Below are 13834 nucleotides of genomic sequence, written 5' to 3' on the forward strand. Positions count from 1 at the left end.
CGATTCATCACCGCCGCAGGGGTCAGTTCCCGTTCGGCGCCTGGGGCGCATGCGCCGGCCCCGCCGTGGACGATTGTCCGCCCAGCGCGGCGCTGACCGAACCCATCGACTGGTCGAGCAGGCCATAGACATGACTGCCCGCCGCCAGTGCGACGATCAGGGCGACGCAGACGAGCAGGCCATATTGCATGAACGACGACATCTGGCGGCTGCGCTCCGCCCGGTGCGCGGCCTGCGCCTCGCTGGCGTAGCGGGTGGCGGAACGCCGCTCGCCCGGCGCTTCCACGGCGGCGGGGGGCCGGGTCGCTCGACGCGGTTCACCGACCAGCGCGTCGACGCTGATCCGGTCCTGGGTGCGGACGCCAAAGAACCGGTCCTTCGCCCATACGACCCGTCCGATGATGACCAGCGTACCGCGTCGGATATCGATATAGTCGCCCGACTTCACGGACCCGTCGGACGCGACCAGCATTCCGCGCGAGGACACGTTGTGGATGCACGCGTCCAGCCAGCCACCATTGTGGTTCATGCGGCACGGCACGATCACCCGCACGCGAGGTTCGCGCTGGCGAAAGCCGTTCTGCAATACGCTCAACACACCATGATGACCCGCAAGCTCCCGTAACAACGGCAAGCTTTGCACCAGCTGCGCCAAAGATTCGGTTAAGCGAGATCAACTTGCCGGTCAGGGCACCAGGATCGTGTCCCTGGCCTCTGCCAGCATGTCGGGGTAATCCAACGTGTAATGCAGCCCGCGGCTTTCGTGACGGGCCAGCGCGGATCGCACGATCAGGTCGGCGGTCTGCAACAGGTTGCGCAGCTCGATCAGGTCCGGCGTGACGCGGAAATGGCCATAATGGTCGGCGATCTCGTCGGTCAGCATGCGGATGCGATTCTGCGCCCGTTGCAACCGCTTGGTGGTCCGCACGATCCCGACATAATTCCACATGAACCGGCGGATTTCCGTCCAGTTCTGCTTGATGACGACCTCCTCGTCCGAATCGGTGACGCGGCTTTCGTCCCAGGCGCGGATCGCGGGCGGTGCGGCCAGGTCGTCCCAGCCGCCCTTGATGCTTTCCGCAACCGCCTCACCGAACACGAAACATTCCAGCAGGCTGTTGGAGGCGAGGCGGTTGGCGCCGTGCAGCCCCGACTGGGTGCACTCGCCGGCGGCGAACAGGCCGGGCAAGTCGGTGCGCCCACCGCGATCGATGACGATGCCGCCACAGGTGTAATGCTGCGCCGGCACTACCGGGATCGGCGACGCGGTCATGTCGATGCCCAGCCCGATCAGCTTTTCGTAGATGTTGGGGAAATGCTCCCGCACGAACTCGGGCGGCTGGTGGCTGATGTCGAGATGGACGTGATCCAGCCCGTCGCGCTTGATCTCCGCATCGATCGCGCGGGCGACGACGTCGCGCGGCGCTAGCTCCAGTCGCGCGTCGTAATCTTCCATGAAACGCTTGCCGGTGTGCGGGTTGATCAGCCGCCCGCCCTCGCCGCGCACCGCCTCGGTGATCAGGAAGTTCTTGACCTGCAGGTTGTACAGGCAGGTCGGGTGGAATTGCATGAATTCCATGTTGGACACGCGCGCGCCCGCACGCCACGCCATGGCGATGCCGTCCCCCGTCGCCCCGCGTGGCGCGGTGGAAAACAGGTAAGTGCGCCCCGCCCCGCCCGTCGCCAGCACGGTGGCGCGCGCGGTGTGCAGGTTGACGCGCCCGGTCTTGCGATCGACCGCGTACACGCCCCACACATGCCCGGCGCCCGAGTAACGCTGTTCATGGCGGCTGGTCGCGAGGTCGATCGCGACCTGGTCCGGGATCATCGTGATGTTGGGATGACGCTCGGCGGCGCGCTGCAACGCCTCCTGCACCGCCCAGCCGGTCGCATCCGCGACGTGCACGATCCGGCGGTGCGAATGGCCCCCTTCGCGCGTCAGGTGCAGCGCGTTCCCCTCCGTCGCGAAGGGCACGCCGAGCTGGAGCAGCCGGTCGATCGCGGCGGGTGCGTTCTCCACCACGAACTCCACCACATCGCGGTCGTTCAGCCCCGCGCCTGCGACGATCGTATCCTCGACATGGTTCTCAAACGTGTCGCCCGGTTCCAGCACGGCGGCGATGCCGCCCTGCGCCCAGGCGGTCGAGCCCTCGTTCAGCGCCCCCTTCGCCAGCACCGTCACCTGGAACCGATCGGCCAGGTTCAGCGCGGCGGTAAGCCCCGCCGCACCCGATCCGACGATCAGCACGTCCGACGAGGAACCGCTCATTCCCGCCCGCCGTACGAGTGATCGGTGCGCGTCATGGCAAAGCCAGGTTCAATGGTCATCACTGACCTGTGCACCATTCTTCCTACACCGAACAGATGCCGCCTGACTAAGGCAGATGCTCATCCTCTTCGCGAGATGCATCCTCACACCGCCTTTCCGCCACAGTCTAGCCCGGTCGGATCAGGGATGTTACTTACCAGACGGCCGGCACCGCATAACATAGGCCATGTTGGCAAAGATAAGCACGGGGGGTTGTTCATGAGCTCTATTAAGGTCGTTATTTCAATAACTTCGCTTGTCCTGGCACCGCCCGTGCTGTCGCAGGGGCTCGCCCGCCCGTCGGGAACTGAAAAGACGCAGCAGGCGACGATGAACGACGTACCGCATTGCGTGCGCAAGCTCGGCACGATTTCCGTCGTCGATGGCGACGATCCGCGCGGCTGGACGCAGTACAGCCTGGCCCCGCCGCAAAAACTGCTGAAAGTGCTGATCCAGCGGTCCGGATGCTTCAACCTGGTCGATCGCGGTAGCGGGCTGCAGGCGGCGCAGCTGGAGCGCAACGTGGGCGCCGATCTCGGCCTGCAGCGTCGGTCCAATGTTGGCCAAGGTCAGATCAAGGCTGCCGACTACGTACTGGTCGCAGAGATTCAGGGCGCGAACGGGAATGCCAGCGGCAGTGCGGTGGCCGGCGGGATCGGTGGTCTGGTCGGCGGACGCGTCGGTGGCCTTCTTGGCGGCCTGCGCAACAAGAAGATGGAGGCAAATACGGTGGTGTCCGTCACCAACGTCCGTACCACCGAAACAATCGCCGTCGAGGACGGCTATGCGGCCAAGAACAGCCTGTCGTTCGGCGGCGGCGGTGGCGTGGGCTTCTTCGGGGGTGCCGCCGGCCTGGTCGGGGGCGGTTACGACAATACCGATATCGGCCGGATCGTCACGCTTTCCTTCATCCAGGCCTACAGCAAGCTGGTGAACAGCCTGGGCCTGCTCCAGCCGGGAAGCAGCGGCACCGCCGAGGCGGCGCCCAGCAAGACCTTCACCGCCCAAGCGCCTGTCGCGATGCGCGCGAGCGCCGTGGCAGCGGCAAAGGTGATCCGCACCTTGCCGATCGGCGCGATCGTCTATCCCACCGGCAACAAGAACGGCCCATGGTGGGAAGTCGCCGACGAAAACGACAATATCGGCTGGGTCCTCAATACCAAGCTGGCTCCCTCGTCGCAGCCATAAGGGAGAAAGGGCGGGCGTTGCCGCGGCGGCCGCCCGCCCCTATCCCGCCTTAACCTCCCGCGCTGCTGCGCGTCAGGTTGAGGAACACGTCCTCCAGGTCCGGCTCCTTGGTGGACACATCGACGATGCCCAGCCCGTCGCGCGTCACGGCCGCCAGCACCTCTCCAGCGTTCACCCGATCCTTGCGATAGGTGATCTCCAGCGTCCTGGCGCCCTTCAGCGTCACCTTGTCGAAGCACACGTTGCTGGGCGCTTCCGCAAGGTCGCGGTCCACCGTCACGGCCACCACCTTTTCCTGCGCGCGGCCGACCAGTTCACGCGTAGGCTCGTTAGCGATCAGCCGGCCGCCGTTGATGATCGCGATACGGTCGCACAGCTCCTCGGCCTCTTCGAGGTAGTGGGTGGTCAGCACCACGGTCACGCCGGCCTGGTTGAGTTCGCGCACATAGGCCCACAGCTGCTGGCGCAATTCGATATCTACGCCGGCGGTCGGCTCGTCCAGCACCAGCACGGGCGGGGAATGCACCATCGCCTTCGCCACCATCAGCCGCCGCTTCATGCCGCCCGACAGGGTGCGGGCATAGGCATTCGCCTTGTCGGCCAGATGCACCGCCGACAGCAATTCCATCGACCGGCGGTCGCGCTTCGCCACGCCGTACAGGCCGGCCTGAATCTCCAATGTCTCGAACGGGGTGAAGAACGGATCGAATAGGATCTCCTGGTTGACGATGCCGATCGACGCCTTCGCGTTGCGTGGATGCGCGTCGATGTCGAAGCCCCAGATCGACGCGGCGCCGTCCGTCTTGTTGACCAGGCCCGCCAGGATGTTGATCAGCGTCGACTTGCCCGCGCCGTTCGGGCCGAGCAGGCCGAAGATCGACCCAGCGGGCACGTCGAAGGTCACGCCGTCCAGCGCGCGCTTGCCGCCGGGCACGCCCTTCACGGCGTAGGTCTTGCACAGGCCCTGGATGGAGATTGCCGCGTCGGTCATGGTCACCGCCGATAGGCGCATGGTCCGGCGCCCACAATCCCATGTTGATCGTCCGGGTGCTCCGCTGCTAGTCGCGCATCCATGACCCCGCCGCTCGAAACCGTCCGCGTCACCCACCGCCGCGTCGCCTGTGACGGCGCGCAGGACATTCCGGGCGGCGCATCGCTGGGCCACCCACGCGTGTTCCTGGAAATCGACGAGCATGGCTATGTCGATTGCGGTTATTGCGACCGTCGCTTCATCCTGATCGGCGGCCCGGCCGACGGCGCGGACCAGTCGACGCTGGGTGATTACGCAGAGGGCGGCAGCCACTGATGCGCGGCGCCGGCGCCCTGTTCGCGCTGGCGGCAATCGTTCCGGCATCGGTTTCGGCCGAACAGGGCAGGAGGATCAGCATGCATCACGCCACCGGCACGTTCGAGATCGTCATGACGCCCGAGTCGCAGGCACCCGCCGAGGGTGACGGCCTGCCGACCAGCCGTGTCGGCCTGCTGAAGACCTTTGCCGGACCGGTCACCGGCACCGCGCGCGGCACCATGCTGGCGGCGGGAACGCCCGCGCCCGGAAAGCCGGCTGCTTATGTCGCGGTGGACCAGTTCAGCGGCACGGTGGATGGCCACAGCGGCGGTTTCGTCCTGCTTCACCGGGGCACCATGAGCGCCACGGGTAATGCGGAGCTGTCGATCATCATCGCACCGGACAGCGGCACCGGCGACCTGGCGGGGATCGCCGGCACGCTGGCGATCGAGATCAAGGGCGGCAAGCACCTGTACGATCTGACCTATTCGCTGCCCGATCGGCCCTGAACGGCGCAACGGGGATAGCGCCGGCGGGCGAGGCGCTTATATCTGATGGCATGACGCTTTCTCCCGATCCCCGCTCGTTCCTGTACCGCGATCAGCTGTCGCCGGAGGCGGCACAGCGCCTGACCGCCGCGGCGTTGGGCGCGGCGGATGACGGTGAGTTGTTCCTGCAATATCGCCGGGCGGAGGCGTTCGGCTTCGACGACGGGCGACTGAAGACGGCGAGCTACGACACCAACGCCGGCTTCGGATTGCGCGCGGTGTCCGGCGAAATGACCGCCTTCGCCCATGCCAACGAATTGTCCGAGGCGGCGATCAAGCGCGCGGCAGAGACCATGACGCTGATCGACCCGGCACAGGGGGCGAAGGCGGCGGCACCGGCCGGCACCAATGCGAGGCTCTACACCGATGCCGATCCGCTCGATCTGGTGCCCTTCGCCGACAAGGTGAATTTGTGCCAGCGCATCGACGCGGCCGCCCGCGCCCGCGACCCACGCGTGGCGCAGGTGTCGGTCGGCCTGAGTGGTACATGGTCGGTGGTGGAGATCGTCCGCGCCGACGGTTTCGTCGCCACCGACGTGCGCCCGCTGGTGCGGCTGAACATCCAGGTCGTCGTGGAGTCGAACGGGCGGCGCGAAACCGGCAGCTTCGGCATCGGCGGTCGCTATCTGTACGAACGGCTGTTCGACGAGGCGACGTGGAACCGCGGCATCGACGAAGCTTTGGCGCAGGCGCTGGTGAACCTCGATTCCGTTGCGGCCCCGGCGGGTGAGATGACCGTGCTGCTCGGGCCGGGCTGGCCGGGCGTTCTATTGCACGAGGCGATCGGCCACGGGTTGGAGGGCGATTTCAACCGCAAGGGCACGTCCGCCTTCTCGGGCCGCGTCGGGGAACGTGTCGCCGCGCCCGGCATCACCATCGTCGACGACGGGTCCATCCAGGATCGGCGCGGCTCGCTGACCATCGACGACGAGGGCACGCCGACCCGTGAGACGGTGCTGATCGAGGACGGCATCCTGAAGGGGTATATGCAGGACCGGCTGAACGCACGGCTGATGGGCGTGGCCGCGACCGGCAACGGCCGCCGCGAAAGCTTTGCGCACGCCCCCATGCCGCGCATGACCAACACCTTCATGAAGGGCGGCGGGGACGATCCTGCCGAACTGCTGAGCCGGGTCAAGAAGGGCATCTTCGCCAAGAGCTTCGGCGGCGGGCAGGTCGACATCGTATCGGGCAAGTTCGTGTTCTCCTGCACTGAGGCGTATCGGATCGAGGACGGCAAGCTGGGCGCGCCGATCAAGGGCGCGACGATCATCGGCGATGGCCCCACCGTGCTGACCAAGGTGACCGGCATCGGCGACGACTTCGCTCTGGACGAGGGTGTCGGCGTGTGCGGCAAAGGCGGGCAGAGCGTGCCGGCCGGGGTCGGTCAGCCGACCTTGTTGTGCGAGGGGATGACGCTGGGTGGGACGGCGGCCTGAGGGGGGTAATCCTGTGCCCAGAAGTGCTCACCGAGATGCCTGTGGCACGCACGCCTGAGACCCGCGCGCCCGGTCGACGTTCCGCTCAATTCGGCCGGCGCCAGCAACCACGTACTGCCCAACAGGGGGCGTGCATAAGGGGCGCCGACAGGGGCGCCGGATCGAACGGCGGCACGCTGCGCACGCTCTTCAACCGGGCGTTTTTCTCAAAGCTGGCGGGCTAGCCGGCGGCGGAGGGCGCTCTCACCGCGCACGGCCAACCCGGCTGGTCCACTAGTGGGGTGCTCAACCTGCCGCTGGGGCTGGACAGGCGCGATCATGGTGGCCCTATCGAATTGACCTCGGCCATTCCGGCCAATCGCCCTGCGCTGGTGTAGCCCATGACGGTGGCGCGGATCGATTCCGTCGATTTCGACCGGGCCGCTGGACGGCGCGACCGGTTGCGACCGCAAGCTCCGATAGCTTCGTCAGCACCGATCGAACCTGAATTGGGATACGTCCTGCGCGTCGGTGAGCAGGCTTGAGGGGACGGTCCAGCTTGCTGCGACAACCCCGCTTCGTGTTCAGCCTCGGCTGTCTAAACCACGCGCCTCAAGCAAGCAGCGCCGCGACTTCGGCGAAGTCCTGCGCGATCGCGTCGACGCCCAGCGCCCGCAGTCGCTCGTCATGCCCGACATCGCAGTGCGTGCCGGCGCACAGCCCGATGACGTACGCGCCCGATGCCACCGCGCCCGTCGCCCCGACCGGGGAATCCTCCAGGATCGCCGTCCGCGCGATGTCCACGCCCAGCTCGCGCGCGGCATGGAGGTAAAGGTCGGGCGCCGGTTTCCCGCGCGCGACATGCTCCTTGCCCGAATAGATATGGCTGCCGAACGCGTCGCGCAGGCCGATATGGCGCAGATGGCGGTCGATCCATTCGGTCGAGCTGGACGAAACGATCGCGCGCGGCAGTTCGGGCGGCAGCGATCGGACGAACGCCACCGCGCCCTCGACCGCGTCGACGCCCTCGGCCAGCACCCGCGCGTTTTCGGCCGCGCGTTCGGCATGGAACGCCTCCGGCAAGGGCCCGCCGATATGGCGCTCGATCGCCTGCAGGAACGACGCGCCGGACAGGCCCATAAAATGCGCGGTGGAATGTTCCACCGTCGTCGGCCAGCCCGCCGCCGTCAGCCATTCGGCGATGTGGCGATTGCCGCTGGCCTCGCTCTCGATCAGCACGCCATCGAAATCGAACAGCAAGGCGTCGAAACGCACGGAGACGATGTTCCCGCTCACTGCCGCGCTCCGAACAGGGCGCTGCCCACCCGGACGTGCGTGGCGCCCAGGGTCACCGCCGTTTCGAAATCGTCGGACATGCCCATGCTCAATCCCGACACCCCGTGGTCCCGCGCGATCTTGGCCAGCAGCGCGAAATACGGCGCTGGCTCCAGCCCGGCAGGCGGCACCGCCATCAACCCGGCGACCGGCAACACCGCGCACGCCGATGCCAGCAACGCCGGCAGGTCGGCCACAGCACAGCCACCCTTTTGCGGTTCATCGCCGATATTGACCTGAATGAAGCAGTCCGGTCGACGATCCGCGGCATCCATCGCCCGCGCCAGCGCCGTGACCAGCGACGGCCTATCGACGGAGTGGATCGCGTCGAACAGCGCCACCGCCTCCGCCGCCTTGTTCGATTGCAGCTGCCCGACCAGATGCAGCGCGATACCCGGCTGAGCCTCCTGCAAGGCCGGCCACTTTCCGGCGGCCTCCTGCACGCGGTTTTCACCGAAGACGCGCTGACCCGCCGCGATCAGCGGGCGGATCGTGTCGGCGTCATGGGTCTTGGACACGGCGATCAACGTCGTCGAGCCGGGGGGACGGCCGGCGAGCGCGGCTGCACGGGCGATACGTCCGCCGATGTCGGCCAGGCGGTTGGCAGGAGAGGTCATGCGGGCGCTATAGGGACAGCCGTGACGCACCGGAAGATCATCCCGCGCCTGTGGCTGATGACCGATGAACGGGTCGGCGAGGCCCTGTGGACTGCCTTGCGTCGCTTGCCTCCCGGTTCGGGTGTGGTGTTGCGCCATCACGCCACCGCGCCGGCACAGCGGCGCGCGTTGATCAAACGCGTGCGGCGCGTCGCCGCGGCACGGCGCCTGGTATTGCTGGTGGCGGGTGGAGCATCGGGCGTGGCGGGTGTGCATGGCGCGGGGCACGGAACTGGGCACGGGCTGGGTCTGAGAAGCTGGTCGGCGCACGACCGGAGGCAGGCGATCGCTGCGCGGCGTACGGGCGCGGACCTGGTGTTCGTGTCACCGATCTTCGCCACCCGCTCCCACCCCGCCGCGATGGGCGTCGGGCCGGGTCGGGGTCGCCGGATCGGAACGGCCGCCGGGTTGCCGCTGATTGCGCTGGGAGGAATGGACCGCCGCCGCTGGCTGCGCATCCGTCATCTGGGCTTTCATGGCTGGGCCGCAATCGACGCTCTTACGTCGCGTTGATTCTTGCGCCGCTGGAGGCAGGCAGTGTTCGTTCTAGTGATGACGTAGAGCGGCGGGCGCCATCACGGAACCAGCCGGTATCCCTCGCACCATCGACACGATGCGCTGTCGCCGTCCCGTACGTCATGCGCCCGGCGCCGCTCACACAGCTGAGCAGCTTCCCGTTCAGAAGCGGAAGGCGGTACCCACGTACACGGCTTGGCTGTCACGCCGATCCGAATCGAACCGGTTCAGCCGCTCCCGCTCGGCGCGGTAACGCACGCCCGCGGTCACATCCAGGTTGCGGGTCAGGCGGTACGATCCACCCAGATCGACCGAATAGCTGGGCGCAGGCTCGACCAGCTTCGGCGCGTCGCCCAGCGGACGATCCGCACCCGCCTGGACGCGACCGGTAAAGCGATTGCCGGCATAGCTGACCGCGACGTCCGCCGCTTCGCGACTGCCGGGGCGCGTCGCCATGTCGAGCCGGCTCACATCGCCGGCCACCGCGAACCGCTTCCAACCCACGGCCACGCCCAGATTGTAAGCGACCGGCGACAATGTGGTGACGGAGGCGGCAGGTGCGCTCGCCACGCGGCTGTTGTCGATCGCGCGGTTGGTGCGTGCACGAACGGCCACAGTCACGGCCTGGTTGGTCGACCGCACCTCAGCAGGCGTGAAACGGAAGCTGCCCGCATCCATGCCGCCGCGTGCCAGCATCGCGGCCAGGCGCGGATCGGCGGCGACGGGCGTAAAGGTACCGAGGATCGGGGAAGCCGCGGCGCGACGCACCGCCGCATCCCTGGCGGGTGCTGCACCCATCGCGCCGGGCACGACAAGCGCGGCAGCGGCGACCAGCGCCCCACCCGCAAGCATTGTCATGATCCGCCCTGCGGTCACAGTCACCTCATCCCCCTGGCCCATTGGCCTGAGTCCCCTAATAAGGAGCGCTAACACGATTCGCTCCCCCTCAAATGCCGCGCGGCGACAATTATGCCCAGGTGTTGCCATGATCCCACAGCCGGGGGCGGGACCCATCACCGAAACGCCGCCCTCTTCCCCGTGGCGGGCTGCTTGCGGGGCACAGGGTGCACCTGTACAGCGAAAGGCAGATTTTCCCGTCCAGGATGCCTCGCCGATGACCCGCTCGTTGCGTACCGTTTTTCTTCTCGGCCTGACCGCGCCGGTTCTGCTCGCGCCTCTGGCGGCATGCAGCAAGGGTGGGGAGCGGCCCAAGGCGGATCTGGCCGCGTCGAAGGTTACCACGATCGGCGTCAACGCCTATCTGTGGCGCGCCAGCCTGGACACGCTCAGCTTCATGCCGCTGGTGCAAACGGACTCGAACGGCGGAGTCATCGTCACCGACTGGTACGTCAATCCGCAGACTCCGTCGGAGCGGATGAAGGTCACGGTGTCGATCCTGGACCAGGACCTGCGCGCCGACGCCGTGCGCGTGGCCGCCCTGCGTGAGGTGAACCAGAACGGCCAGTGGGTCGCCGCCCCGGTAAAGGCCGCCACGGTCCAGAAGCTGGAGGACATCATCCTGACCCGTGCCCGCGACCTCCGGCGCGCGGCGATCGCCGGCTGACCTGACCATCATGGCTTCACGTTACAACGCGCTCAAGTCGGACGCCGCCTGGCAGGCGATCTGGGATGAGCGCGGCACCTTTGCCGCCCGCGACGACAGCGGCAAGCCGCACGCCTATGTCCTTGAAATGTTTCCCTATCCGTCGGGAAAGATCCACATGGGACACGTCCGCAACTACACCATGGGCGATGTGCTGGCGCGCTACCGGCGGATGACCGGGCACGAGGTGCTGCATCCGATGGGCTGGGACGCGTTCGGCATGCCCGCCGAAAACGCCGCGATGGATAAGGGCGTGCATCCCGGCACCTGGACCCGCGCCAACATCGCCACAATGAAGGCGCAGCTGAAGCGGTTGGGCTTCGCGCTCGACTGGTCGCGCGAACTGGCGACGTGCGAGCCGGATTATTACGGCCACGAACAGGCACTGTTCCTCGACCTGTTCGCCGGCGGCCTGGTGTACCGCAAGGAGTCCTCGGTCAATTGGGACCCGGTCGATATGACCGTGCTGGCCAACGAACAGGTGATCGACGGGAAGGGCTGGCGTTCCGGCGCAACCGTCGAAAAGCGCAAGTTGAATCAGTGGTTCCTGAAGATCACCGACTTCGCCGATGAGCTGCTCGACGGCCTCGGCGACCTGGCGCATTGGCCCGACAAGGTGAAGCTGATGCAGGAGAACTGGATCGGCCGCAGCCGCGGTTTGACCTTCCGCTTCGCGCCGGTGGTCCCGCTCGATCAGCCGATCGAGGTCTATTCGACGCGCCCCGACACCATCTTCGGCGCCAGCTTCGTTGCGATTGCCGCGGATCATCCGGTGGCGCAGGAACTCGCCAGCCGCGATCCCGACGCCGCCGCGTTTATCGAGCGGTGCAAGGAAGGCGGCACGACCGCCGCCGAGCTGGAAACGCAGGAAAAGTTGGGCTTCGACACCGGCTATGCGGTCCAGCATCCGTTCGACGCCGATTGGACGCTGCCCGTCTACATCGCCAATTTCGTGCTGATGGATTATGGCACGGGCGCGGTGATGGGCGTGCCTGCCCACGACCAGCGCGACCTCGATTTCGCGCGCAAATACGCGCTGGACGTCACCCGCGTCGTTGCGGAGGGTGATACGGTCGATCCGGTCTTCGCCGGCGACACCGCCTATACCGGACCCGGCCGCATCGTGAACTCCCGCTTCCTCGACGGGCTTTCCGTCGACGAGGCGAAGGGTCAGGTGATCGCCCGCGCCGAGGCGGAGGGATGGGGCAGCGGCTCCACCGTCTATCGTTTGCGCGACTGGGGCGTCAGCCGACAGCGTTACTGGGGCACCCCCATCCCGATCATCCATTGCGATGCCTGTGGTGCCGTGCCGGTGCCGCGCGAGCAATTGCCGGTCGTGCTGCCGGAGGATGTCAGCTTCGATATCCCGGGCAATCCGCTGGATCGGCATCCGACATGGAGGCATATCCCCTGCCCCTCCTGTGGTGGCGACGCCGCGCGGGAAACCGACACGCTCGATACGTTTGTTGATTCGTCCTGGTATTTCATACGCTTCGCCAGCCAGCCCGACGACAAGCCCTTTGATCGCTCCGTGGCCGAGAAGTGGTTGCCGGTCGGCCAATATATCGGCGGCGTGGAGCATGCGATCCTGCACCTGCTCTATGCCCGCTTCTGGACCCGCGCGCTGAGGCATATCGGCAAGCTGGACATGGCGGAACCGTTCGCCGGCCTGTTCACCCAGGGCATGGTGACGCACGCCACCTTCAGGTCCGACGACGGCCGCTGGCTCAACCCGGACGAGGTCACGGACGGCAAGGAAACCGCGACCGGCCTGCCGGTGACGATCGGCCGCGTCGAGAAGATGTCCAAGTCCAAGAAGAACACGGTCGATCCCGAACCGATCGTGGATCAATATGGCGCAGACGCGGTGCGCTGGTTCATGCTGTCCGACTCCCCGCCGGAACGCGACCTGGAATGGTCGGAGAACGGCATCGAAGGGTCGTGGCGCTTCGTGCAACGGCTTTGGCGGCTGTTCGATGGCGATGCTGTGGGCGAGGCCGGGTCCGACGTGCCGCTCGACCGCAAGCTGCACCAGACGATCGCCGGCGTGGGTGCCGATATCGAGGCGCTGCAGTTCAACAAGGCGGTCGCGAAACTGTACGAGCTGGTCAACGCGATCGAGCGTGCGCAGCCTTCCGCCTCCCGCACCGCTGCCATCCGCGCGGCGATGCTGCTGGTCGCCCCGATGGTGCCGCATCTCGCCGAAGAGGCATGGGCCGCCATCGGGCGCGAGGGCCTGATCGCCGACGCCGACTGGCCCACCTTCGACCCAGCCCTGCTGGTCGAGGATGAGGTGACGATCGCCATCCAGGTCAACGGCAAGCTTCGCGACACGCTGGTGCTCCCAAAGGGACAGTCCAAGGCCGAGATCGAGGCGGCTGCACTTGCGTCGGACAAGATCGTCCGGCTGCTGGACGGTCAGACGCCGCGAAAGGTGATCGTGGTCCCCGACCGTCTCGTGAACTTGGTCGCATGAAGCGGGCGCTGGCTCTGTTCCTGCCACTTGCGCTGGCCGGATGCGGTTTGAAGCCGCTTTATGCCGGCGGGGCGGGCGGCGCCGTCGCTACGACCCTGGCCGATGTGGATGTGGCTCCGATCGAGGGAAAGGGGGGCTGGCTTGTCGCCAACGCCTTGCGCGATCGGCTGGCCAACACCGGCGGCAGTGCACGCTACCGCTTGTCGGTGCGGCTGGATGACAAGATCGCCGGCTTCGGTGTCCGACGCGACGATTCGGTAAGCCGCGAGCGTCGGACGTTGCGCGCACGCTATCAGCTGATCGATACGACGAACAATGCGGTGCTGGTGGATGCGACCGCGGGAGCCGACGCCGGCATCGACGTCGTGCAGTCCGAATATGCCACCATCGCGGCGGAGAATACGGCATTGGAGCGTCTGGCCACCATCCTGGCAGACAAGATCGTCGGGCGCGTGGCCCTGTTTGCGGGCAAGCCCCAACCATCGCAATGAGCGCCGG

Annotated in this window: 14 protein-coding genes; 8 read left to right on the forward strand and 6 right to left on the reverse strand. The window is 66.9% G+C overall.

Annotation, left to right across the window (positions count from 1 at the left end; genetic code table 11):
- Nucleotides 1–22: 22 nt before the first annotated feature.
- The gene (locus BMX37_RS14685; protein ID WP_139198099.1) at nt 23–595 is read right to left on the reverse strand and encodes a PilZ domain-containing protein; all 573 of its coding nucleotides are present in this window, start codon (nt 593–595) and stop codon (nt 23–25) included.
- A gap of 90 nt (nt 596–685) precedes the next feature.
- Complete coding sequence (gene nadB / locus BMX37_RS14690; protein ID WP_093666519.1) at nt 686–2269, reverse strand: L-aspartate oxidase; 1584 nt, start codon at nt 2267–2269, stop codon at nt 686–688.
- A 51-nt stretch (nt 2270–2320) separates the two neighbouring features.
- Between nadB and BMX37_RS14695 the strand changes: the two genes are divergently transcribed.
- A complete protein-coding gene (locus BMX37_RS14695) occupies nt 2321–3496 on the forward strand; it encodes a CsgG/HfaB family protein (protein WP_342027868.1) in 1176 nt (391 codons plus the stop codon).
- A gap of 49 nt (nt 3497–3545) precedes the next feature.
- On the opposite strand, the gene BMX37_RS14700 is transcribed toward BMX37_RS14695, so the two are convergent.
- The gene (locus BMX37_RS14700; protein WP_093666610.1) at nt 3546–4487 is read right to left on the reverse strand and encodes an ABC transporter ATP-binding protein; all 942 of its coding nucleotides are present in this window, start codon (nt 4485–4487) and stop codon (nt 3546–3548) included.
- Between the two features lie 81 nt (nt 4488–4568).
- On the opposite strand from BMX37_RS14700, the gene BMX37_RS14705 reads away from it, so the two are divergent.
- Genes BMX37_RS14705 through tldD form a run of 3 tightly spaced genes read left to right on the forward strand, consistent with a single transcriptional unit; the run spans nt 4569 to nt 6771 of the window.
- Nucleotides 4569–4802, forward strand: a complete 234-nt coding sequence (locus BMX37_RS14705) for a zinc-finger domain-containing protein (RefSeq protein ID WP_093666521.1) — start codon at nt 4569–4571, stop codon at nt 4800–4802.
- The gene (locus tag BMX37_RS14710; protein ID WP_212611458.1) at nt 4802–5293 is read left to right on the forward strand and encodes a DUF3224 domain-containing protein; all 492 of its coding nucleotides are present in this window, start codon (nt 4802–4804) and stop codon (nt 5291–5293) included. The genes BMX37_RS14705 and BMX37_RS14710 overlap by 1 nt, the downstream gene beginning before the upstream one ends.
- Nucleotides 5294–5343: 50 nt before the next feature.
- The gene (tldD, locus tag BMX37_RS14715; RefSeq protein ID WP_093666522.1) at nt 5344–6771 is read left to right on the forward strand and encodes a metalloprotease TldD; all 1428 of its coding nucleotides are present in this window, start codon (nt 5344–5346) and stop codon (nt 6769–6771) included.
- Nucleotides 6772–7362: 591 nt separating this feature from the next.
- Here the strand turns inward: tldD and BMX37_RS14720 are convergent.
- Nucleotides 7363–8025, reverse strand: a complete 663-nt coding sequence (locus BMX37_RS14720) for an HAD family hydrolase (RefSeq protein ID WP_093666612.1) — start codon at nt 8023–8025, stop codon at nt 7363–7365.
- A gap of 17 nt (nt 8026–8042) precedes the next feature.
- Nucleotides 8043–8702: a YggS family pyridoxal phosphate-dependent enzyme gene (locus BMX37_RS14725; RefSeq protein WP_093666523.1), complete on the reverse strand. Its 660-nt coding sequence runs from the start codon at nt 8700–8702 to the stop codon at nt 8043–8045.
- A gap of 21 nt (nt 8703–8723) precedes the next feature.
- On the opposite strand from BMX37_RS14725, the gene BMX37_RS14730 reads away from it, so the two are divergent.
- A complete protein-coding gene (locus BMX37_RS14730) occupies nt 8724–9254 on the forward strand; it encodes a thiamine phosphate synthase (RefSeq protein WP_244501618.1) in 531 nt (176 codons plus the stop codon).
- Between the two features lie 165 nt (nt 9255–9419).
- On the opposite strand, the gene BMX37_RS14735 is transcribed toward BMX37_RS14730, so the two are convergent.
- Nucleotides 9420–10115, reverse strand: coding sequence for a hypothetical protein (locus BMX37_RS14735; protein ID WP_093666614.1), 696 nt, complete (start codon nt 10113–10115; stop codon nt 9420–9422).
- Nucleotides 10116–10371: 256 nt separating this feature from the next.
- On the opposite strand from BMX37_RS14735, the gene BMX37_RS14740 reads away from it, so the two are divergent.
- The 3 genes from BMX37_RS14740 to lptE are packed head-to-tail and all read left to right on the forward strand — an operon-like array spanning nt 10372 to nt 13827.
- Complete coding sequence (locus BMX37_RS14740) at nt 10372–10821, forward strand: DUF3576 domain-containing protein (RefSeq protein ID WP_093666524.1); 450 nt, start codon at nt 10372–10374, stop codon at nt 10819–10821.
- Nucleotides 10822–10831: 10 nt separating this feature from the next.
- On the forward strand, nt 10832–13336 hold the full coding sequence (leuS, locus tag BMX37_RS14745) for a leucine--tRNA ligase (protein ID WP_093666615.1): 2505 nt from the start codon (nt 10832–10834) through the stop codon (nt 13334–13336).
- Complete coding sequence (gene lptE, locus BMX37_RS14750) at nt 13333–13827, forward strand: LPS assembly lipoprotein LptE (RefSeq protein ID WP_093666525.1); 495 nt, start codon at nt 13333–13335, stop codon at nt 13825–13827. Before leuS ends, lptE begins: the two co-directional genes overlap by 4 nt.
- Nucleotides 13828–13834: the final 7 nt, after the last annotated feature.

The sequence above is a fragment of the Sphingomonas gellani genome, from assembly GCF_900110035.1.
Taxonomy (GTDB): Bacteria; Pseudomonadota; Alphaproteobacteria; order Sphingomonadales; family Sphingomonadaceae; genus Sphingomonas; species Sphingomonas gellani.